This is a genomic window from Nostoc sp. DSM 114161, assembly GCF_052692665.1.
Window position 1 is genome coordinate 8,632,278 of the sequence record NZ_CP195141.1, and the last position, 22,508, is coordinate 8,654,785.

A 22,508-nucleotide genomic window follows, 5' to 3' on the forward strand; every position below is an offset into this window, starting at 1 on the left:
CCTATGACCCGCCAATTCTGGGATTACCTTCAATTTTTTCGATATTGATTTGGTCGCGCCCGTAGTTTTTATACTCTCGATTGGAGGTAGTTTGATTTTGAATATTAATAATCTGCTGCGCCACCTGCCGTAAATCGGCTGCAAACACAGCATCATCGGTCATGGCATCATCTAAATACACTTCCAACTTGCTCAGTGCTGCTGGAGAATGGTCTGTTTCCACTGCTGCGATCGCCGCTTCTGCTTTGGGATTTCCTTTAAATTTAGCAGTGATTTTATCCCGTAGCTCCTTCGCCAAAGAAATCGCCCCGCCCACAGTCTTCTTGGCAACTTCCCCAGCCCCCGATTTAGCAAACTCCTGAAATGCGAGGTTGAGAATTGCCCCTGCTGCGATTGTAGTCACTGGATCGGTCATTTCAATTTCTCAAAGTCACCACTTCTCCATTATCGTATGGTCTCCGTAGTGCGTATAAGATTTTCGGTAAAATCATGAACATTTTACGATTTACATAAAATACTTAGCGATCGCCCTTGCCAAATTCATGTAAAGTAATGTGTGGTGCGTTGGCGTAGCCCGTCGTAGACATCGCTTTTAAACTTTTACTACACCGCTTCCGAGTTAAGCGAGGTCACCTTCGAGTTAAGGAAGGTCACCTTTAAATTTGGCGAGGTCACCTCTGAGTTAAGAAAGGTCACCTCTAAATTTGGCGAGGTCACCTCTGAGTTAAGGAAGGTCACCTCTAAGTTTGGCGAGGTCACCTCTGAGTTAAGAAAGGTCACCTCTAAGTTTGGCGAGGTCACCTCCGAGTTGGGGAAAGTGGCTCCCGCTTTTATTATTGCCAACCCATGCCCCATGCCCCATGCCCCATGCCCCATGCCCCATGCCCCATTCCCTACTTCCCACCCGAACACACCTGCTGTACCCTTGAAGGCAGTTGACGGCACATTTGCCCAAAGCCTTGAGGATTAATTTGCGACCAAGCTAATAATCCTATACCTGTACCCCCTACAAGCAACGCCAGCACTCCCCCCAGCATTAGCAAAGGTTTACGCAAACGAGGTTTTTCGATTAAAGTTGGTGCAATTTCTGGGGTTGTAGGAATTGTGACTGGTTCCTCTGGAGTATCTAAATCTAGATCTAAATCTAGTGATTCTTCGGAACTTTCTGTGAAATAAGTTGGTTCTTCTAGTTCTGGCAATTCTTCTTCTACTAGTTGTTCTATTTCTGGTTCTAGAACTTCAACTGGCGGCGTGGGAGTAACTGGTGGTACATATTCTGGAGAAACACGGCAATAAGTCAGAACAACCGAGATATTATCTCGCCCATTTTTTTCATTTGCCACCTTAATCCAATTGCCGACAGCATCTTCAAGCGTTTCTTCACCTGCGAACACGGGTTTTGTATAGTCGCGCCAAAATTGTTCGACACAGTTGCGATCGCTTAAACCATCAGAACACAGCAACAATATACCATCTTCTTCCAGAATGAAACGCCCAATTGTCAAACGCAAAGATTCAGAATCTCTTGTTCCCAAAGCCTGAGTTAAGGTATTAGCATCTGGTCTCAAAAGTGCCTTGCGATAGAAGGTTTTTGCAAAACGCACTTCCCGCGCTGCTACATCATCATCTATTGTTAATAGCTGACAATAATTTGGCGTAATCCAATAAGCACGGCTATCACCAACATGAGCTAAGTATAGTTCGTGGCTGTTGTTTGATTGCTGCCCAGAAATAGTTTCAATTTGTTGTGGAACTTGCACAGCCATGACAATGGTTGTCGCCATACGTTCTCTGCCTTGGCGATTTTGCTCGTCATTGCGGGCAGAAATCACATTATTTGCTACTCGCAAGCTTGCTTCTAGTTGTTCTTGCAACAACTGTGGCGATACAAGTTGATTTTGGGCTGCTACCTCCGCTAACAAAACGCGAATTTGCAACTTTACAGACTCCACCGCTAAGCGGCTAGCAACTTCACCGCCTTCATGTCCGCCAATACCATCGCAAACAATCGACAACTCAGGTAGTAAGCGATCGCCATCACTCAAAGCATTAGGATAACAAGTATCTTCATTTTGCACCATTACTTTCCCAGTATCCGTTGAGCCAGCCACCTTGAGACTTAACGGCAACTCTGCCGCAGATGCTAATAATAAGTTATTCAGTTGAGTAGCGATCGCATCTAACTCCACCTGAGTTTCACACATCTGCTGGACTATATTCTGCAATGGTTTCGCTATGGATGTTTTTGCAGACGCTACCCAAGGCTGCCAACATAGTCCTAAATGTCGTAAACTCAGTTTCTCGGCTGTTGGTGTTTGGTAAAATTGCAACAATCGCACACACCAACCTTGGACTCTCAAATTATCTCGCACCAATAAACTGCGGCTAAGTCCCCATTCTGATAAAGGTGTCCAAAGCTGGAGAATTTGCCACAGCCAATAAACTTGTCTTACCGCCGTTGCTTGCTCCCATCCCTCAGTAATACTGGGGTAAATATGTCCCGTTTCATCTATCGGCACATTTTCCAATAAGAGAATATCGCCTGCACTTTCCTCAACGCCACGAGCAAACCCATAAACTTGAGGTAAATGTAACCGTTCTTGATGTAACCGTAAATAAGGAATTACTACTTTTGGCAATTCCTCAGGTACATCTGGCAACAGTCCAGGTTGACTATCGAGCCAAACTTGGTAACTAATTACATCATATCTATTTGCTACCTTTGTACCTGGCGGTATTGTGGCGGACACCGAGCCAACAGCCCAGAGATAGCGGCGAACCAGGGGAGTTTGGCAACTCGCACAAACAGCATTTTCCTCAGGATTTATAGGGTCGCTACACGTTGGATTTATACAATAAATTCTCGGCTGAATAGAAATCATAAGGGTATAAATTTAAGAAAAAAATCAACTCATGAATTTCGATTAAATTTAGCTGCCAACAACTTGAAGGCTAGAATAGACTGGACTTGTGTACCACTGGCTACAGCTTGTTACTGAAATTAATCAAATGTTCAAGAGGCAGGAGGTAGAAGGCAGAAGGCAGGAGGCAGGAGAAATCCATCTTTCAAAAAGTGGGATTTAAATTAAGGACGTTCTCTTACAAAGTTCAGATTGCCGGAAGCTGGCGCTCCGACGCGCTTTATACTTTGCTGCAAGCAGCGTCAGTATAATTATTGTTTTTTACTCAGCAAAACCCAGAGCTAAAGTTTTAACACTTCGACTACGCTCAGCGTTAAAGCCGAGCGAAGCCGAGGCTTTAATTAATACTCGTAACCTCCTGCCCCCTGCCTTTTAACTCCTGCCATTTTGGTAAAAAAACCAAATTTCGTTTTCCGTTAATAGCTTACGTCTGGGTGTATCTAATCGTATAAATGAATTTACGTCAATGTAGAGTCTTAGGATAGCGCTATGCCAAGTTTTACTTTAATTTGGCTTCTTGCAGGAGCAGTTCTATGTTTAACCGAACTGTTCTTACCATCAGCGTTCGTTGCCTTCATGATGGGAACTAGCGCTTTTATCGTAGCGCTGCTGTCTGGAGTCGGTTTAACAAGTGTATGGTTGCAAATTGTAGTTTGGCTGTTACTTTCTACAACATTAATTCTGCTTTCCCGCCGCTTTTTGCAACCGCGACGGCGCAAGTCAAAAATTCAAGATGCAGTTATAGCTGAAACTCTAACAGAAATTCCACCTGGTAAAGCAGGGCGAGTCCTGTACGAGGGAAACTCTTGGCAAGCACGATGTGACGATGACAAATTCAGCATAGCGCCCCATCAAAGAGTTTATGTAGTCAGAAGAGAAGGCACAACTTTGATTGTGATACCGGAAAATTTGCTGCATTCGTAATCAAGAGTGGGCATTGGGGATGGGGCATTGGGCATGGGAAGAGGACAAGGGGACAAGGGGAAAGACTTGATGCCAGTTTTCTCCATCTCCCCACCTCCCCATCTCCCCATCTCCCCATCTCCCCTGCCCCCCTACCTCCCCTGCCCCCTGCCCCCTGCCCCCCTGCCTCATCCCCATTCCCCGATATTTCCCCTTTCTAGTGATAGATATTTAATTAAAAAAATCAGGAGATTAAAATGGAACAGTTATTTTTACTAGTCTTTTTAGCCCTTGGTGGTTCTGCTGTAGCGGGGTCTGTGAAAGTTGTCAATCAAGGTAATGAAGCTTTGGTGGAAAGATTGGGTAGTTATAACAAAAAGCTAGAACCAGGTTTGAGTTTTGTCATTCCTTTTCTAGATAAAGTTGTTTACAAAGAAACCATCCGCGAAAAAGTTTTAGATATTCCTCCCCAAAAATGCATCACCCGCGACAACGTGAGCATTGAAGTAGATGCGGTGGTTTATTGGCGCATCGTGGATATGGAAAAAGCCTGGTATAAGGTAGAAAATCTCCAGTCGGCGATGGTGAATTTGGTGCTGACTCAAATTCGCTCGGAAATGGGACAGCTAGAGTTAGATCAAACTTTTACTGCCCGTACCCAAATCAATGAACTCTTGTTAAGAGATTTAGACATTGCTACCGATCCTTGGGGTGTAAAGGTAACGCGGGTAGAACTGCGCGATATTATTCCTTCCCAAGCAGTCCAAGAATCAATGGAATTGCAAATGTCAGCAGAACGACGCCGACGGGCAGCAATTCTCAATTCTGAGGGCGAACGAGAAGCTGCTATTAATAGTGCTAGAGGTAAAGCTGAGGCACAAGTCCTAGATGCGGAAGCTCGTCAAAAAGCGACAATTCTGCAAGCAGAAGCGCAACAAAAAACCATTGTTTTGCAAGCGCAAGCGGAACGTCAGCAACAAGTTCTCAAAGCCCAAGCAACCGCAGAAGCACTGCAAATTATTACCAATACTCTCAAATCTGAAGCAAACGCACAACAAGCGTTGCAATTCTTACTCGCTCAAAATTATTTAGAAATGGGTACAAAGATTGGCAGCAGCGAAAGCAGCAAGGTAATGTTTATGGACCCGCGCAATATTCCTGCCACTCTAGAAGGAATGCGTTCCATTGTTGCCGACGCTACTAATGGAAATTCCAACCCCTTGTTTACTGGGGAAATATCAACAGGGAATAATAATCGGGTTGGGTGAGGAGAGGGTAGGCGGAAGGGGACATGGGGAAAGGGAAAGGGGTAAGGGGAAAAAGGGAAAGATTAAATTTATTCCTTTTCCCTTTTCCCTTTAACCTTTTACCCTGCCTCTTCACATGCCCCTTACAAACTTTGACACTGGCTACACAAGCCAAAAAACTCCAGGGTGTGGTAAAAAATTTTAAATTTATGGTTGGTTTCTAACTGGTCTTCTAGGTTATGGACTGGGCATTGATTAATTTGAATAGAGGTGCCGCATTGTAAGCAAGTAAGGTGGTGTTTGTCTTGCTGCGTTAGGCTGTAAAGGGCTTCACCGTTAGCTAAATTCCGCATTTGTACCATCCCTTCTAGCTTTAAGGCTTCTAGGGAACGGTAAACCGTCGCTAAACCCATACCTTGATTGCTGTTGCGTAGTTCTACATAAATATCCTGGGCAGAAATGCCTTTTTTGATAGTTTTTAGCAGGTTCAAAATACGGTCTTGACTGCGGGTGCGTATGACTGTCATAGACAATTATTTAAATATGCCACTGGAATTTGAAGCTGTTGGAATGAATAATTAATAAACTAACTCTAACTGCTTCGTAATCTTATTTTCACTCAGTTGGAACAGAAAGTTATAGTATAGCGATCGCAGCATTCAGCAAAAAGCCGTGCAAAGGAAGTATCTAGCCAAAATTCATGTGACACTTCGTCCTTCTGTCTTAGACCCTGCTGGTGTAGCTGTACAATCCGGTCTTCAGCAAATGGGATACGCTAACGTTGAACAAGTAAGGATTGGTAAGTACATTGAACTACTCATCGTCTCCCCCGATGAGAAAAAAGCGCGTCAAGACCTCAATAACATCTGCGACCAAATGCTAGCAAATCCGGTAATTGAAAATTATCGCTTTGAGTTGATTGAAGTTGAATCACAGACGGGAGTGTTTTAGGGATAGGGAGTGAGGAACTGGGGAGCAGAGGAGCAGAGGGGCAGGGGAGCAGAGGAGAACAATTAAAAATCAATGCCTTCCCCCTTCCCCTTTCCCCCTTCCCCTTTCCCCCTTCCCCTTTCCCCTTTCCCCTTTCCCCTTTCTCCTTTCCCATTGACAAATGACAAATGACAAAATTCGGTGTTGTTGTTTTTCCCGGTTCTAATTGCGATCGCGATGTCGCTTATGTCACCAGAGATTTGTTGGGGCAACCAACTCGCATGGTTTGGCATCAAGACACGGACATTGCCGATTTGGATGTGATTGTTATACCAGGTGGCTTTAGTTACGGCGATTATCTTCGCTGTGGCGCCATCGCCCGATTTTCACCTGTGATGCAGCAGGTTATCGAACACGCCCAAAAGGGTAAGTTTGTCCTCGGTATTTGTAATGGTTTTCAGGTATTAACTGAAGCTGGTTTGTTGCCAGGAGTGTTGACCAAAAATCGAGATTTGCATTTTATCTGCGATCGCGTTTCGATAAAAGTTGAGCGTAACAATCTCCCTTGGACACAAGTTTATAAAGATGATGAAATTATCACTTTGCCAATTGCCCACGGCGAAGGAAGATTCTATGCAGATGCAGCGACTCTGGCAGCAATTGAAGATAACGGACAAGTCTTGTTCCGCTATGCAGGAGATAACCCCAATGGTTCATTAAACAACATTGCGGGGATTTGCGATCGCCGCGGCAATGTCTTGGGCATGATGCCCCACCCAGAAAGGGCGTCTGATGCGATGTTGGGCAATAGCGATGGCTTACGGTTGTTTCAAGGATTGTTAGAGAAGGTGGCGGCGTTGGTTTAAATGTGAAAGTGCGGCAACTTCAGTCGTTAGGTGCTGGAGTTGCTGTTTTACTTGATGTCGTCACAGATATGGCGATCGCTTTCTGCCTTCGGGTTATTCTCAAGATAATCACGCGCTATCTCACAACCGCGTTTGAGAAGTTGATTTAAGTCAAAATCCCATACGGAAATTTCGTCACCGCCGGATGCAATACTTTTACCATCTGGGCTAAAAGTGACATTAGTGGTAGCGAAGGCAGCGAAACTGGCATCAATGTTACCAAAGCGATCATAAGTTGTTAGTAAAGTACCATCAATGCTCCACAGTTTGACTTTTGTTACACCAGCTGAGGCAATCATTTTACCGTCTGGGCTGAAACTCACACTGTTAATAGGTTCTTCACCGTTTAAAGTTACTGAACTTTTACTGTCTTTGCTATCTATACTCCAGAGTTTTATCGTATTATCTTGACTGGCTGAGACAATAGTTTTACCATCTGGGCTGAAACTCACGCTCGTGACTTTGTTACCATGCTCCTCAAAAGATTTAATTACCTTGCCATCAAGTTGCCAGACTTTAACGCTTTTGTCATCGCTTGCTGAGGCAATCAGTTGGCCTTCTGGACTAAAACTAATACTGTTGACCTTTTTTTTATGTCCAGCGAAATTATAAAACAGAGTACCATCACCCCGCCAAAGTTTTACAGTGTTATCATCGCTTGCTGAAGCAAGTAACCCACTTTTAGAGCTAATACTCAAATTATTTATGAAATTTTTATGCCCTGGCAAAATCTTTAATAATTGAGCTTCTTTGCCTGATTGTTCAGGAAGCTGCCAGATTTTTACTACATCATCACTACCTATAATTGCTATTTTATTGCTATTTGGAATATACTCTATGCGTTCAATCCGGTTAGTTTGTCCCTTAATAGTCTTCAACAATTTTACTTTTGTCTTACCATTACTATTAATTGCCCAGAACTGCACTTCATTCTTATTAGTGCGGATAGCTAAAGTTTTACTATCTGACCTAAAACTAAACATGGGTTGCTCTTTGCAGAAAGTATCATTCCCAAGTTGGTCAATATTTTTATCGGCAACACACTCGAAACTTTTGAGAAAAGTACCGTCTATCCGCCACATTTCTACTGTACTAGAATCTCTGTATATAACTAATATTTGTCCATCTGGGCTAAATTTGATATCTGGGGTATTTGATGAATAAATATCAATTAGGTTTGTCTTCTGATTTTTGAGTTGAATAGTTCTAATTGCTGTTCCATTACGCTTCCAAAGCTTTACCTTATCATCACCTTCAACAGTAACTAAAGTCTGATAATCTGGACTCAAACTAACTACACGTTTATCAAAACTTGAGATAATAGAGCCATCGCGCTTCCAAAAATATAGTTTGCCACGGTCATTGTAACCAAACATTATCTGACTATCAGGTATAAAACTAAATTCTCTAATATAGCGGCTGTTCTCCTTGTTCTGAAGCTTTGCTAGGAAAGAGCCATCCATGCTCCATAGTTCTACTCCGTTGTGAGCATTATTTTGCACTCGATTTTGAATAACTATTATTTCGCCATCAGGAATGAAATTGACTGACATTTCCTGATCTGATTTCAGATTCTTAATTAATTTACCGTCTTTACGCAAAAATTTTATAGTGTTATCGTTGTCCCAAATAGCCAAAGTTTCGCTATTATGACTGAAACCAATATTTATGATATCGCCAATCAAGCTGGTAATAAGTGTCCCATCACTTCGCCAGAGTTTAATACTTTTATCTTCACTAGCTGTAACTACAATTTTTCCATCTGGGCTGAAATTAATTTGAGATACTTTGTTCAAATTATTCAGGCTGGCAATAGGCGTTCCGTCTTGTCGCCAGAGTTTGACAGTTTTATCTTCACTAGCTGTAGCAAGAGTTTCTCCATTGGGGCTAAAAATAATCTGAAATACTTTGTCCCTGTGACCTTTGAGAATTTTAGTTATCTTGCTATCAATTGAGAATAATTCTACAGTATTATCATTTCTTACGAGAGCAATTGTTCTTTTATCTGGACTAAAACTATTATCAATAAATTCACCTTGATAATTGTTGATAAAAGTACCATCTTGCTGCCATAACTGTAATTTATTAAACTGACTTGCAGAAAACAATTTATAGCTATTTTTACTAAAAAAAGTATCTAAATTATTTCCTGGCAAGGTTGTTTTTAAAGTACCATTACGTTGCCAAATTTTTAGTTCATTGTTAGTATCAATAGAGGTAAATATCTGACCATTGTGATTGAAAATAACTTTATTTATAACTGTCGAACCTTTATTATAAAGTAATTGGAAATTTCTACTTTCCAAGTTCCAGAGTTTTACAGTTTTATCCTCACTTCCAGAAGCGATAGTCTTACCATCTGGGCTGATCGTAACACTAGTGATTTTATTTCTATGTCCTGCAAACTCAAAATTAAGTGTTTTTCCGGTATTAACCTGTAAAATTGATGTTTGTACAATGTTTGATTTGTTTAGTAGATCGTCGTAATAGAAGCTAGGCAAGTAAATAGTCTTACCATCACCACTAAAAACTAGACTTTGTTTATCACTAGAGGAGGTATAAAAGAGTTTGATAAAAGAGGCGTCAGAACGCCTGAGTATAATGTTCCCATTGTCTTGTCCAACAATAGTTTGACCATCAGGGCTAAAATTGACACTATCACCTGCATCATTTAAGGTTTTTGTTTCTTTACCATCCAGACTCCATAATTTCATAATTTTGCCTATAGAAATAGAAGCAATTGTCTGACCATTGGGGCTGAAGGTAACACTTTTAATGCTCTGCTTATGTCCCCTGAAGGTCTTGATTTCTGTACCATCCAATTTCCAAATTTTTAAAGTTTTGTCCTGGCTACCAGAAATCACTTTCTGTCCATCAGGGCTGAAACTAAAACAAGTAATTTCCTCTTTATGCCCTTTGAAGTTGGCAATTTCCTTTCCTTCTAAACTCCACAATTTCAGAGTTTTATCTTCACTCGCAGAAAGTATACTTTGGCTGTTGGGGCTGAAGCCCAGACTAGTAATTTTCTTTTCGTGGGCTTTAAAATCTTTGATTTTTTTGCCATTCCGATTCCAAATAATTACTACGCCATCTGCACTACCAGAAACAACCATCTTCCCGTCAGGACTAAAACTAACACTGGTCACAGTATCACTATGTCCTTCTAAGGTGTTACGCTCTTTTATGGTATAAACTACATCTTGCAATGCAGCCTTTACTTGGATTTCGGTTTCAGGTTTTACTCCAAGTGACCACCACTGTTGCAGTTGTTTACCTGCTTTGATACTTTTGACCAGCGCCTCTAAATCTTGATTTGATTTCAGTAATCCTTTTACTTCTGTACTCATAGATGTGAGTTGGGTATTGTTCTGGCTTACTAACACCACAGGCAAGAATATTGCTAATGCTCCAGATATGGTTCCTAGTGTTACTTTCCAAAGCAATCCCTGGCGTGTTTCTAAAAGTTGTTGTTTGAGAACTTCATTGAGTTTTGCTTCTGTGAGCTTTCGTTGTTCTCTCTCTTTTTCCAACTCAGCAATTAATCTAGCTGATTGTTGTTGGCGGACAAATGGTACTAAATAATCATGTACTAATTGATAGCGGTCAGCTGGTGATGCTGGCACTCTTAACACTAAACCTGATTTCACTAATATTTCTAAAACTAAGTCGAGTTTTTCAGTTTTTATATCTAACTCTAATTCCAAATCGGCACGAGTTTTTAATGGACGGGTATTATTTTCATCTGTGAGCAGATATAAAACTAGTTTGGCTATCTGTTCATTATCAGCTCCACAGTCTTTAACAATTTCTTCTAAAAATCGCCCTACAAAGTTTTCTTTCAGGCCATGTTGTTGATACTGTTCTAGCTTGGTTATTTTTTCTGTTTGTAGTTGCGCTCCCACAACTTGCAATTCAATGGGGCGTACTTCACCTAAGTCTCTAGCTAAATCCTTGACTAATTCATCAATTAATAGTGTTTCTAAAACTAACTGGCTGTTTTGAGTTAAGTTTTGAATGATTAATTTGGCATCTTCTAATGAGAAGTTGTCTAAGTAGTAAAGAATATCTTTGTCTAAAATATTATTATTAATTACATCAAAGCTGGCAAGGCGATTATTGCATTCCAATAAATAATGTAAGTAATCTTCTCGCAAAGACAAGATTACCTTTACATAAGGAATATCTAAACATTCACGTAAAAACTCATAAAATTTGCGTCTACTGCTTGGATCTTTGTAAATAAAGAAAAATTCTTCAAATTGATCGAATATTAGAACTGTCAGCAGATTATAATTATCATGTTTTTCTAATTGGTTGAGGATACACTTTTGTGCTTCTATATCTCCTGTTTGAATAGGTGAGTATTCATAGCTTCTGCCTTCATAGGGGATGCGCGGTAAGTCAGCAAGAGCATCTCGTAAACGATTACCTAATTCAATAATCCAATCTGGATAAACTTGTTGTAAAACAGGTAAGACATCACGAATGCCAATGGATCTTTGTTTTAATGCCGGAATTAATCCAGCTTGTAAAATTGAACTTTTACCAACGCCTGATTGTCCATGAATAATTGTTAGTTTGCGGTCATGTTGAGCCATACGCTCGATGAGGCGATTAATATCTTGTTGCCTTCCAGAAGCTGCAATTTCTGTGGCTACTGTTGCTTGTTGTTCAACGGATGGCAGAGCGGGGTTATTTATGATTTGTTGAGCTTGTAATCTACCCGCACCAATGAAAGCACGAAAACGATATTGTTGTTCGAGCGATCGCCCTTCTTGTTTAAGATGAAATGCAGTCCGATATTCACCTTTTTGAAAGTACTTGGTTCGTAATTCTGCCAAAATTTGAATGTAAAGTTCTGGATCGTATTGAACTTTGGTTTCTGTTCTCGCAGTTTCTAAGGTTTGCAGTGCGGCTTCTGGTTGATTGAGTGCAGATTGTGATCGCGCCAATGCAAACAAATACCAACCCCGATGATACGATCTTTCCCAGTCTAAATCTGCTTTCATCTCTTCCGAGATTGGCAAAGACATATCTATTTGCACGTTATCCAGCAAAGAAAGTGCTTCTTCGGCTGTTTGCTTTGCCTCGTTCCAAGCTGATTTAGCGATTAGCACCTCAGCTAGATAGCTATAAGCTCTGGCTAATTTAAACTGATTGGGATAAGTTTGATGCAGCGCAATTGCTTTGTTAGCAACGGCTTCCAACTCTTCCCACTGTTGCAAACTTTGTAATACAGAACCCAAAGCATTAATAAATTTTGCTACCAAATCTTCGCGGTTAGCTTGTTCAAATACCTCAATACATTCCTGAAAATAATCTTTAGCAAAACCAATGGCAAGGTCTTTTTCTGGGTAATTTAATAATGCGTAGGTACGCCACCAAAGTCCAAGAGAGTAGAGTAAACACCCGCGTCGTTCTAAAAAGCGGGGTGATGGAGAATCGTGGACAAAAAGTGCTAAACTCCGTTCGTAATATTGCCTTGACAATTCCAATGAATTAGAATTTGCTCGACCGAGCATAAATTCCAAACTTGCTTCTAGTTCAGGATTTAAATTCAAACGACGATTTTGTAAATCGTGCCATGCTGACTCCAATTCAACCCGACGTGGAGAGCCAACTTGTAAATTCAGCGCCGTACTATCGAGATATCTACCTGCACCAGCCTCTAAGATTTTTTCAAAGACATCATCAGCAGTTTGTTCGATAAAATCAATTAAATCGTCAGTGGCGATCGCAAATTCCACAGTTGTACTCCAACTGTGTAAATCTGGTGCTAACCGCATGAGTTTGTGTAGCACATCATCCGTTACCCACAAGACTAACGGAAAGTGAAAATTTTTTCTAAACTCCTCCCTCACCTGATTAGCACCACTGAGGACTTGTTCTAGCTGAGTCACTGATTCTAAACCAGACACTACCAGCGTTTGCGGATGTTCCGAACCGAGTAAGTTATGAATAGTTTGGAAAAAAGTTTTAATCGACTTATCCAAAACTATCTCGCGAATTTCTAAATCACTTGATGCTTGTAGACTTTGCATCAAACGCCTTCGCAAACTAGCTGCATTACAAAGCGCCAAAATCAGCGAAAATTCTTTTTGAGAAGTAGCGAGCGCCCATAATAATTCTTGTAAAGAATTTTCATTATCAATTGCGATCGATTGTGGCTCATTCATGGCTAGGTCTATGGATGGGGAGATGGGGAATGGAGGAGCAGAGGCAAGGCAAGATAATTAATAACCAATAACTAATGGCTAACTCAACACTTTAACTCGGTTGTTTCTGCCAAAAGCGGATTAATTTCAAACCAAGACCCGTCACTGTCTCGGTATTCATAGACGAATCGACTGTGTACTAAAATTCGGTATCCTTCATCGCCGCTTACCCATTTGCGCTGTTGTACTTGGCGCAACAAATCCCATTCATCATCTGTGATTGCTAAGGTCATTTGATTGCGGTAGGCTCTAATTACAGTTTCCAACCCCCCACGCGATAAAGGTAATTTTCTTTCTTTTTTGATCCAATCATTTAGCAGTCTGAGTAATTCCCGAACATGACCGCCGCTAATTCGGCAGAGTCTTTCTAACGTTTCTGGAGTATCAAAAATCTCAGTAATCCAGGGGAGGCGTTCTTCTGGCTGAAAATCAGGATAAGCTCTAGCTAGTATCATCTGTGCCAAGAGTACCATACCTTCAGCGCATTCACTACCATCGCGTAATTGCACTGGCACCATCGGTAACACTTTTGGATATACCATAAATCGCTGCGTCAACCGACTCAGGTCATTGGAAAACATCAATTCTAAAGGCATGGTGTAAACAACATGGCACTTGAGTTGAGTTAATTGTTCTCCCCTGTCTACAAATAAATATTCAGGCTGGGGTCGTCCCCAAGACTTGGTAGTAGTTTCAACGCGATCGAGATTATCGACTATTACCACTAGTCCTTTTTTGCCGCGTTCCTTCAATTTAACAATGGCAGGTTCTAGGAGTTCTTCGTTAATTACATCAATAATACTTTTTGTCCGCGGCCCTAAATATTCTCTTAACTTGCTGCGAAGTTCGGGACTATTTTTCGCTTTGGCTGTAACTTTGCCAATACCCAACGCCACCAGTGAGACTCCTTCTTTCTCACTAGCTTTCAATTCCCCGAAACCTGGAATTTTAGCTTCGGCAGCAAATTTACCATCAGTGCTAGCAGAAACTTTACCAATGCCAGGAATTGAGGCCTCCCCAGAAACTTCAACTTCTGTCATCAACAGTTTAGCGGCTCCTTGGAGTATTTTCTTCAGGCCTTGGGGTTCCGGAATTTCCAATTTCTCCCAGCTATCGAGACTTTCACTGACTCGACGAGCTACGCTAAGTAAAATATCACTGATATCAACATCGCCCATTTCCAGGTCTTGGCTAGACTCAAAATATACCACATGAAAATCTGCTTGCTCTAATTCGGCTTTGAGTCTGAGCAATTCTGTAGACTTACCGCAGCCAATGTGTCCCGAAAATAGTTCGCAGGTAGGCTTATCAGGTGAAAAAAATGTGATATTTTCCCTTAACTCTTCAATAATCCTGCCACCCCGCACTGAGGAAAAGTCAATATAGTATTTTCGATCCTCGGCATTTTCCACAGCCAAGGTTTTACTAGGGTTACACGCCTGGTAAAATTTCTGTAAATCTAGTTTCATTAACTACCCCGCAACAAGGCTTTTCTTTATTTTCACCACAAACCTTGTTCCTTATTCCGCAAACTCCGCAAAATTTAAGTAATTTTTTGAGTAGATATTAGTTTTTTGGTATCCTCGCCTAAGTTCCCAACATCTGCAAGTTATGTAAAGTGGCATAAAGTCCACCTTGTTGTAGTAATTGTTCGTGACTTCCTTGTTCGATTAATTCACCGCGCTTCAAAACAAAAATCCGGTCTACATTGCGAATTGTAGACAAACGGTGAGCGATAATAATCGCGGTGCGTCTGAACAAAAGCTGGTCTAATGCTTCTTGAATTAAAGCTTCTGTGCCAACATCTAAACTAGCGGTGGCTTCATCTAATACTAAAATTTGCGGATCGCGAATGGCAGCACGAGCAAAAGCTAAAAGCTGCTTTTGTCCGCTAGAAATATTTGTGCCTCTTTCTCGAAGTTGAGTATCATAGCTATCGGGTAAATCTTCTATAAACTGGGCAATGTTGGTTTTTTCAGCTGCTTGCTGAATCTGTTCAATTGTATAACCATCCCCTAAAGAAATATTGCTTTTAACATCGCCAGCAAACACAAAACCATCTTGTAAAATTACTGCCATGTAACGCCGCAGTTCTGCTTGTGGTACTTCTTTAATATCTATACCATCAATGAGAATGCGTCCTTGGGTTGGTTCGTAAAGACGGCACAAAAGCCGAATGATAGAAGTTTTACCCGCGCCTGTGGGGCCGACTAATGCGACTTTTTCACCAGGATGAATGGTGAAATCTAAATCTTTAATGACATAATCATCGTTTTTATAAGCAAACCAAACGTGTTCAAAACGAATTTCTCCCAGTTCCGGCGGCGATTCGAGATCGGGAGATTCTAAATTTGCAACTATCTCGTCTATGTAACCGAATTTAGCATCCAGAATTGAGTAACGTACATTCGCCCGATCGCGGATTTCTATCGGTTCATCTAATATATCGCTGACGCGTTCAATGGCAGTAAAACCAGCTTGAATTACGGTAAATTTTTCGGCAAAGTTTCTTAACGGGTCGAATAATCGTTGGGCATATAAAATAAATGCTGACAAAGTACCAAAAGTCAACTCTTTATTTAAAAGCATCAAACCACCCAACCATAAAACACCTGCGATCGCCACCAGTCCAATCCATTCTAAAGTGGCGGAAACAGCTGAATCGTAAAAGATAGTTTTGTCTACTTGCTGAGTGTAGCGGCTGTTGGTAGCACGAAATAATTCGGCATTAAATTTTTCTCTGCGGAACAACTGCACTACGTTAATACCAACTACATTCTCTTGTAGTTGTGAATTGAGTATAGAAAGTTCTTCCCGCCCTTTGTAATTGGCTTTGCGATACTGTTTCTGTAAGTAAATTGTCACCCACGTAATTGGTAACAGCATCAATAGTAATAAGCAAGCAAGTTCCCATTGAAGAGAAAGCATTAAAGCTATAACCACCAGCATGGAGAACAAATCGGAAACAATACCGATCGCCCCAGTAGAAAAGACATCGCCTAATACTTCTACATCACTGGTAATTCTGGTAATTAATTTACCTACGGGCGTCCTGTCAAAAAAACGTACCGCTAGAGATGTTACATGTTGGAATAAGTCTTGGCGAATTGCTGTGGTGATTTGTTGCCCTAATTTTTGTACGAGATAGCCCTGATAGCCTGTAAACACTAATCGGATGGCGATGGCAACCAGTAACAACCCTTCTAAAATATTTAACGCTTGCGGGAACGGGCGATTCCTCAAGAATTCGTAAGTACTCGGTTCCTTGCGAATTAAGGAAATAATTTGTCCAATTAACAGCGGTTGTATGGCATTAGCAATGGCGATCGGCACGAGTAAGAACATCGAAAGTGCCAACAGTCCGCCATAGCGACGGGCATAAGGCACTAAACGCAGAAACAAGCGCCAGTCATTTTCACCGCGACCGTGTTGTGTGTATGATTTTTTTTTGAGAGATTGGTAGATGCTCATAATAAGAGCATTATATTCATGTTTCCTAAAAAGACACTTTTAATACTTGTTAGTTCGATCGCACAGTCAAACACTATACAATATTATCTGTTTTCACTGGTTTACATTTTGCGATCGTCAAGTATCCAGATTTGCCTCTCACGGATGTTCCTTGACTGCTAACGGTCAATCTCAACAGCCAACACAAAAACATGTACCATGTTAAATGCCAGAGCCTTACTGTGCGTAAGTTCTGTAGAATAAAAATGCACTCAAGCGAAGTTGTAGAATGCCTTCCCCGTTCCCTGGTATGGACGCATATCTTGAAGGCTACCTGTGGAGTGACGTACACAACGCACTTGCCAGCAAAATCCGTGCCTTCCTTACTCCACAGCTGCGTCCCAAATATGCCGCACGTTTAGAAGTATATGTCGTAGAAGATATTTCCCCTGCAAGTGAAATCGGCATTTTATATCCAGATGTGGAGGTATTGCAGATAAGACTTCGCCGCGACGTAACTCCTCCCATTGCCACATCGAATATTGCCACAACCCCGGCACCACTAACGCTTCCAGTTATTCAACCGATTGAAGTCCGCATCCCCACAATCGAAATTCGGGATACAGCCAAAAACGTACTGGTAAGCTGTATCGAAATTCTTTCCCCTGTAAACAAACGCGAACCTGGTTTAACCGACTACCGTAAAAAACGCCAGCGTTTATATAGTGCCAACGTCCATCTAATTGAAATTGACTTGCTGCGTCGAGGAAATCGACCATTTAACCACCCGCGTCTTCCGGATGTTCCCTACTTGATTACCTTAACGCGGGCTGGATCTGGAGTCATGGACGTGTGGCCTGTGACGTTACAAGACACTCTGCCGACGATACCCGTTCCCCTTTGTGAAGGCGACTCAGATGCGGTATTGGAGTTACAAGCTGCGCTGAATGCCATCTATGACGAAGCTGGTTATGATTTATCGATAGACTACACCCAACCTCCACCTCCACCTGCATTGAGCAATGCGGATATTGAGTGGGTGTATAAATGCTTAGGTAAATCTTCTTTAGGCTATTGAAGGAAGCAGGGGGCAGGCGGCAGGGGGTTTTACCTCAGTTCCCGCATTTCTCACAAGTTTGACGAGAACAGGGGCAGAGGGGCAGAGGGGAAAGAACTAGTACACTCTCCCCTGCTCCCCTGCTCCCCTGCTCCCCTGCTCCCCTGCACAAGGACAAGCAAATCGAGATGTGGTGAGAAATCCGGAGTTGGGGATTGGTGACCCCACAATAGCGAGAGCTACCAAATTTTTAATTTGGTGTTGTTGTCTTAAAGCCTTGTTCGCTCCTGTCTTCCCTAATAAATAGGCTTTACAGATATCTTGGAGAAAATTATATCCAGCGGTCTACGTAGACGGCTTGATATTACAGGCATCTCAGTTCGATACTCACTGTAGTATTTGTATGAATTGCTTCATAAGTATGCTTTTAAGTATGAAACAATACCATACTTCTCTCTTTACGTCTTATATCTAAAGGTAGAAGATATAGGTTAACTCAAATTTGGGAAACCTAAGAGAAGTCCATCCCAAGAAATATCTCGCCTATTTATCGCAGAGTGCAACTGAGGTCAGATGACGCAATCTTTAAATCCAGTCAAACAGTGGGAACAACGCCGCGATGAAGCAAACCATTATTACCAACGAGGAAAATTTCAAGAGTACCTCGATCTTGTGACTCAGAATTTACAGCTAGCAAGAGCGATCCCAGACCGAGTTAGAGAAGGCTACACATTGAACGACCTTGGTTTAGCTTATTTGGGTTGCTGGCAAACTCAAAGTGCATTAGAGCGGTTTCAACAAGCCCTTAGTGTTGCTGTTGAAATTGGTAATGCTTCCGCACAAGCAACTGCACTGAGCAATCTGGGTTCTACCTACAGCCGTCTTGGACGCTTTTCCCAAGCACTGGAGTATTTCGATAGAGCGCTTCTCATCTTCAGGCAATTGCAAGACATTCAAGGAGAAGTTTCTACTCTTAATGATGTAGCTTTGATTTATACGCGATTAGGAGAACCCAAACGCGCACTGTTGCTACAAAACCAAATTTTGACAATGCGTCGATTGCTAGGTGACTTTTCCGGCGAAGCAACTACTTTAAATGGCATTGGCTTTGCCTACAACGTTTTAGGCAAGTTCGACCAAGCTCTAGAATATTTTCAAGCAGCACTGCCAATTCAACGGGCTGTGAAGAATTTAGTTGCTGAAGCAACTACTTTGAATAATATTGCTTCAGTTTATAGCGATTTGGGACAACCCAAACAAGCGCTGTTGCTTTATTATCAAGTTCTTTTGACACGTCGAGCCATTGGCGACAAAGCGGGCGTTGCAACAACCCTTCACAACATTGGTTTTACCCATAATATTCTCGCCCAGCATCGCCAAGCCATGAAGTTCTACAAACAAGCCATTATCATTTACCAACAACTGGGCGATTCTCTGGGAGAAATCTCCACTTTGCTGAATATGGGAACCCTTTACGCCACAACCAAACGCAAAAAAATGGCACGATTGTGCTATGAAAATGCCCAACAGTTAGCTGAGAAAATCGAACATCAGCCACTATTAGAAAAAGTACAGCAGTTCATCGATTCTCTGTAGCCTTATTTATTGGCAGATAGGGGAAGCAAACTCGCAAAAAGTTGCCGATGTAGGGTAGCACAGCTGTGCTACCCTATCCTATGAGTTTAATTCCCTAGAAATTGCTGTAATCTTGGCAGTTATTAAAAAGATGAGTGTTTCTATTACGTTACTCCAAGAAAATGAATTAGCTGCTGCTGACCACATTTTTCGGTTGGCCTTTGGTACTTTTGTCGGACTGCCCGAACCAACCGAGTTTTACGGAGATGCTACTTACATACACCATCGCTGGAAAGCCAATCCAAGTTCAGTGTTTGGTGCTAAGATTGACGGAAAATTAATTGGGTCTAACCTAGCAATAAATTGGGGAAGCTTTGGCTATTTTGGGCCGTTGAGCGTTCATCCTGACTTTTGGAACCAAGGAGTAGGTCAGCATCTGATTGAAGCTGCGATCGCCTACCTTACTCAATGTAATACTTCTGCCATCGGATTATTTACTTTTGCCCAAAGTCCCAAGCATCACATACTATATCAAAAATTTGGCTTTCGTCTGCGCTTTCTGACAGCAATTTTGGCAAAAGAAGTACAAAAATTACAGCCAATACCCCAAACAAATAGATATTCACATATGAGTGAGAATGAACGCGTTGAAACTCTCAAAACAATTGTTCAACTCACTAATTCTATTTATGAAGGACTAGATTTATCAACAGAAATTCAGACAGTTCAAACTCAAGAACTGGGCGATACAGTATTGTTATGGGATGACGCAGGCTTGTCAGGATTTGCAGTTTGTCATTATGGGGCAGGTACTGAGGCCGGTAGTAATACTTGCTTTGTCAGATTTGGTGCTGTATATTCTGGGAACAATGCAGCCCAACGTTTCGAGCAGTTATTAGATTTGTGTGAAGCATTGACTGTAGCTCAAGGGATGTCACGTTTAGTAGCTGGCGTTAATACCAGTCGAGACGAAGCCTATTGCAGGATGCTGGCTCGTGGTTTTCACAGTGAAATCACTGGAGTTGCAATGCATAGACCTAACGAAGCGGGATTCAATCGCCCAGATGTTTTTGCAATGGATGATTGGCGATAGTACGAGGTATGAGGCATGGGGAGATATAGAAAATAACGGCCCTTGCTGAATCTAGAGATGAATGTCTCATGCAAAGGCGAAAAGACGCAAAGGAAAATCCATAAAATCATCCCGCAATGCAGCACCAATAACCAATGCCTAGTATTGTTACTTAATAGCTAAAATACTGGTGGAAAACCCAGCGGAGTCTATCGTGTCTAATTAAATTTATTCCTTTTCTCTTTTCCTCTGCTTCCTGTCTCCTTCAATAGTTGCTTCCCATGCTTCCTTTGGTTCCTTCGCTCCCACTCCCTATTAGTTATGAAAGTTTACCAAATTCAAAGCAATGCTGGCATCGATGCCCTTGCATTAGTCGATCGCCCCGAACCAAAACCGACAGCCGGTCAAGTTGTGATTCAAGTCAAAGCAACATCTTTAAATTACCGCGATTTGCTCGTAGCTGAGGGAGCCTACGGTGCTGGGCAGAAATATCCGTTAATTCCCATGTCTGATGGTGCGGGGGAAGTTGTGGCGGTGGGAGAAGGTGTGACGCGGGTGAAAGTAGGCGATCGCGTGGCTGCTACTTTCTTCCAAGACTGGATTTATGGCTCTTTAACTAGAGAGAAAATGAAATCCGCTCTCGGAGGTGCGATTGATGGAATGCTGGCGGAGTATGTCGTTTTACACCAAGATGGTTTAGTAATTCTACCAGACAATCTATCCTATGCGGAAGGTGCAACTTTGCCCTGTGCGGCAGTCACCGCTTGGCACGCATTGGTAACAAAAGGGAATATTGGGGCGGGTGAGAGTGTTTTATTACTCGGTACTGGCGGAGTTTCAATTTTTGCTCTCCAGTTTGCCAAGATACATGGTGCTAGAGCGATCGCTACTTCTAGTAGCGATGAAAAGTTGGCACGAGTCAAACAGCTTGGTGCTGACGAAATAATCAATTACAAAACAACACCAGATTGGGAAAAGCAAGTTTACCAATTAACTAATCGCACAGGTGTAGATTGTGTAATTGAAGTAGGCGGTGCAGGAACTCTACCAAAATCACTACAAGCAGTCCGCGTTGGCGGAAGTGTTAGCTTGATTGGTGTATTGTCAGACAGAGGAAGTGAAATTGACCCAATGCCAATACTTTTTAAAAGTTTAACAGTTCAAGGAATTTATGTTGGCAGTCGGGAAATGTTTGAGGCAATGAATCAAACAATACAACAACATCAAATCAAACCGATTATCGATCGAGTTTTCCCATTCGCTGAAGCACGGGAAGCATATCATTATCTCAAAAGTGCGGCTCACTTCGGTAAAGTTGTTATTAGTGTTAATTTATAAAAGCAAATTAGTATAAAACGTTAATTATAGCTGTGTGGAAATCTGGCTAAGCCAGACTCTCGGCATAATGCTATTAATAAATGCTACTCACGTTAAATAAAAAACTGTTATTGGGGAAACATAATATATGTAATATATGCCAAAGTACCCCCGTGCTTTTACTTTCCTCGGTTTAAGCCAAAGGTTTACTAAACTCACGTGAGGTTTTATGAAACAAATAAAAGAGAAAATTACCAATAAACTAGAGCGAGTATTTGAACAACAATTAGTACCTCGATTGGTACAGTGGGGAGACTACTTAGAAAGCAAAATCAGGCGATACAAGCATCAACAACTAAAGAATCAGTTAAAATTTTGTGGCTCAGGTCTACGATTTAAGCGAGATCTAAGAATTGAACATCCGCAAAATGTATCTCTAGGAAATAAAGTCTATATCGGACAAGATGTCGTATTAGACGGACGTGGTGGAATTACAATTGGCGACAACACAACAATTGGATTTAACGTTGTGATTCTCTCTGCAAATCACGACTATCAAAGTAACGATCTACCATACGAACATAACGTTTATATTCATAAGCCTGTTGTTATCGGTCGAAATGTTTGGATTGGTGGAAATGTCTTAATTATTCCCGGAGTTTCCATTGGAGATGGTGCAATTGTGGCGGCTGGTACAGTTGTAACTGCTAATGTAGAACCTTTAGCAATTGTTGGAAATCAGCCTATGAGAACAATTAAATACCGCGATAAAGAACATTATGAAAAACTTGCTTTTCAGCAAGAAAATAATAACTAGCCTTGCTGACACCTAAATATAAGCTTAAAAGCTAAAGCAAACTCCAGCGATCTAAAACTTTATTTTAGTTTTCTTTAATGGTTATTATTCCTTTATCAA

The 22,508-nt window shown here is 41.6% G+C and carries 15 protein-coding genes; 9 read left to right on the plus strand and 6 right to left on the minus strand.

Annotated features, from left to right (window positions below):
* Position 1: 1 nt before the first annotated feature.
* Together NSTC745_RS36045 and NSTC745_RS36050 are read right to left on the minus strand one after the other, a co-directional pair.
* Positions 2–415, minus strand: a complete 414-nt coding sequence (locus tag NSTC745_RS36045; protein ID WP_445635309.1) for a hypothetical protein — start codon at positions 413–415, stop codon at positions 2–4.
* A 478-nt stretch (positions 416–893) separates the two neighbouring features.
* Positions 894–2,882: a protein phosphatase 2C domain-containing protein gene (locus NSTC745_RS36050; protein ID WP_445635310.1), complete on the minus strand. Its 1,989-nt coding sequence runs from the start codon at positions 2,880–2,882 to the stop codon at positions 894–896.
* 528 nt (positions 2,883–3,410) lie between these two features.
* Here NSTC745_RS36050 and NSTC745_RS36055 point away from each other — a divergent pair.
* The gene (locus NSTC745_RS36055; RefSeq protein WP_445635311.1) at positions 3,411–3,845 is read left to right on the plus strand and encodes an NfeD family protein; all 435 of its coding nucleotides are present in this window, start codon (positions 3,411–3,413) and stop codon (positions 3,843–3,845) included.
* A 236-nt stretch (positions 3,846–4,081) separates the two neighbouring features.
* Positions 4,082–5,092, plus strand: a complete 1,011-nt coding sequence (locus tag NSTC745_RS36060) for an SPFH domain-containing protein (protein ID WP_445635312.1) — start codon at positions 4,082–4,084, stop codon at positions 5,090–5,092.
* 122 nt (positions 5,093–5,214) lie between these two features.
* Here the strand turns inward: NSTC745_RS36060 and NSTC745_RS36065 are convergent, their stop codons facing one another.
* Complete coding sequence (locus NSTC745_RS36065; RefSeq protein ID WP_096537212.1) at positions 5,215–5,598, minus strand: Fur family transcriptional regulator; 384 nt, start codon at positions 5,596–5,598, stop codon at positions 5,215–5,217.
* Positions 5,599–5,743: 145 nt separating this feature from the next.
* Between NSTC745_RS36065 and purS the strand changes: the two genes are divergently transcribed.
* Both purS and purQ read left to right on the plus strand, forming a co-directional pair.
* A complete protein-coding gene (purS, locus tag NSTC745_RS36070; RefSeq protein ID WP_096537211.1) occupies positions 5,744–6,022 on the plus strand; it encodes a phosphoribosylformylglycinamidine synthase subunit PurS in 279 nt (92 codons plus the stop codon).
* A 167-nt stretch (positions 6,023–6,189) separates the two neighbouring features.
* Positions 6,190–6,867 carry a phosphoribosylformylglycinamidine synthase subunit PurQ gene (gene purQ, locus NSTC745_RS36075; RefSeq protein WP_445635313.1) on the plus strand — a complete coding sequence of 226 codons (678 nt, stop codon included), beginning with the start codon at positions 6,190–6,192 and terminating at the stop codon, positions 6,865–6,867.
* Between the two features lie 47 nt (positions 6,868–6,914).
* On the opposite strand, the gene NSTC745_RS36080 is transcribed toward purQ, so the two are convergent.
* The 3 genes from NSTC745_RS36080 to NSTC745_RS36090 form a co-directional block, all read right to left on the minus strand.
* On the minus strand, positions 6,915–13,082 hold the full coding sequence (locus tag NSTC745_RS36080; RefSeq protein WP_445635314.1) for a WD40 domain-containing protein: 6,168 nt from the start codon (positions 13,080–13,082) through the stop codon (positions 6,915–6,917).
* Between the two features lie 83 nt (positions 13,083–13,165).
* Entirely contained in the window at positions 13,166–14,590 is a 1,425-nt protein-coding gene (locus tag NSTC745_RS36085) for an ATP-binding protein (protein ID WP_445635315.1), read from the minus strand.
* 118 nt (positions 14,591–14,708) lie between these two features.
* Entirely contained in the window at positions 14,709–16,592 is a 1,884-nt protein-coding gene (locus NSTC745_RS36090; protein WP_445635316.1) for an ABC transporter ATP-binding protein, read from the minus strand.
* A 268-nt stretch (positions 16,593–16,860) separates the two neighbouring features.
* On the opposite strand from NSTC745_RS36090, the gene NSTC745_RS36095 reads away from it, so the two are divergent.
* From NSTC745_RS36095 to NSTC745_RS36115, 5 genes are all read left to right on the plus strand, one after another.
* A complete protein-coding gene (locus NSTC745_RS36095) occupies positions 16,861–17,649 on the plus strand; it encodes a DUF4058 family protein (protein ID WP_445635317.1) in 789 nt (262 codons plus the stop codon).
* 552 nt (positions 17,650–18,201) lie between these two features.
* Positions 18,202–19,224 (plus strand): tetratricopeptide repeat protein, encoded by a 1,023-nt coding sequence (locus NSTC745_RS36100; RefSeq protein ID WP_445635318.1) that lies wholly within the window; start codon positions 18,202–18,204, stop codon positions 19,222–19,224.
* Positions 19,225–19,354: 130 nt separating this feature from the next.
* On the plus strand, positions 19,355–20,296 hold the full coding sequence (locus NSTC745_RS36105; protein ID WP_445635319.1) for a GNAT family N-acetyltransferase: 942 nt from the start codon (positions 19,355–19,357) through the stop codon (positions 20,294–20,296).
* Between the two features lie 300 nt (positions 20,297–20,596).
* Positions 20,597–21,613 (plus strand): zinc-dependent alcohol dehydrogenase family protein, encoded by a 1,017-nt coding sequence (locus NSTC745_RS36110; protein WP_445635320.1) that lies wholly within the window; start codon positions 20,597–20,599, stop codon positions 21,611–21,613.
* A 208-nt stretch (positions 21,614–21,821) separates the two neighbouring features.
* Positions 21,822–22,409 carry an acyltransferase gene (locus NSTC745_RS36115; protein ID WP_445635321.1) on the plus strand — a complete coding sequence of 196 codons (588 nt, stop codon included), beginning with the start codon at positions 21,822–21,824 and terminating at the stop codon, positions 22,407–22,409.
* Positions 22,410–22,508 lie beyond the last annotated feature (99 nt).

Bases quoted from the DNA above. Each gene is read 5' to 3' on its own strand.
- NSTC745_RS36060 (WP_445635312.1), top strand. From the start codon at position 4,082: ATGGAACAGTTATTTTTACTAGTCTTTTTAGCCCTTGGTGGTTCTGCT.
- NSTC745_RS36105 (WP_445635319.1), top strand. From the start codon at position 19,355: ATGAGTGTTTCTATTACGTTACTCCAAGAAAATGAATTAGCTGCTGCT.
- purQ (WP_445635313.1), top strand. From the start codon at position 6,190: ATGACAAAATTCGGTGTTGTTGTTTTTCCCGGTTCTAATTGCGATCGC.
- NSTC745_RS36055 (WP_445635311.1), top strand. From the start codon at position 3,411: ATGCCAAGTTTTACTTTAATTTGGCTTCTTGCAGGAGCAGTTCTATGT.
- NSTC745_RS36045 (WP_445635309.1), bottom strand. From the start codon at position 415: ATGACCGATCCAGTGACTACAATCGCAGCAGGGGCAATTCTCAACCTC.
- NSTC745_RS36100 (WP_445635318.1), top strand. From the start codon at position 18,202: ATGACGCAATCTTTAAATCCAGTCAAACAGTGGGAACAACGCCGCGAT.
- NSTC745_RS36050 (WP_445635310.1), bottom strand. From the start codon at position 2,882: ATGATTTCTATTCAGCCGAGAATTTATTGTATAAATCCAACGTGTAGC.
- NSTC745_RS36085 (WP_445635315.1), bottom strand. From the start codon at position 14,590: ATGAAACTAGATTTACAGAAATTTTACCAGGCGTGTAACCCTAGTAAA.
- NSTC745_RS36090 (WP_445635316.1), bottom strand. From the start codon at position 16,592: ATGAGCATCTACCAATCTCTCAAAAAAAAATCATACACACAACACGGT.
- NSTC745_RS36095 (WP_445635317.1), top strand. From the start codon at position 16,861: ATGCCTTCCCCGTTCCCTGGTATGGACGCATATCTTGAAGGCTACCTG.
- NSTC745_RS36110 (WP_445635320.1), top strand. From the start codon at position 20,597: ATGAAAGTTTACCAAATTCAAAGCAATGCTGGCATCGATGCCCTTGCA.
- NSTC745_RS36115 (WP_445635321.1), top strand. From the start codon at position 21,822: ATGAAACAAATAAAAGAGAAAATTACCAATAAACTAGAGCGAGTATTT.
- NSTC745_RS36080 (WP_445635314.1), bottom strand. From the start codon at position 13,082: ATGAATGAGCCACAATCGATCGCAATTGATAATGAAAATTCTTTACAA.
- NSTC745_RS36065 (WP_096537212.1), bottom strand. From the start codon at position 5,598: ATGACAGTCATACGCACCCGCAGTCAAGACCGTATTTTGAACCTGCTA.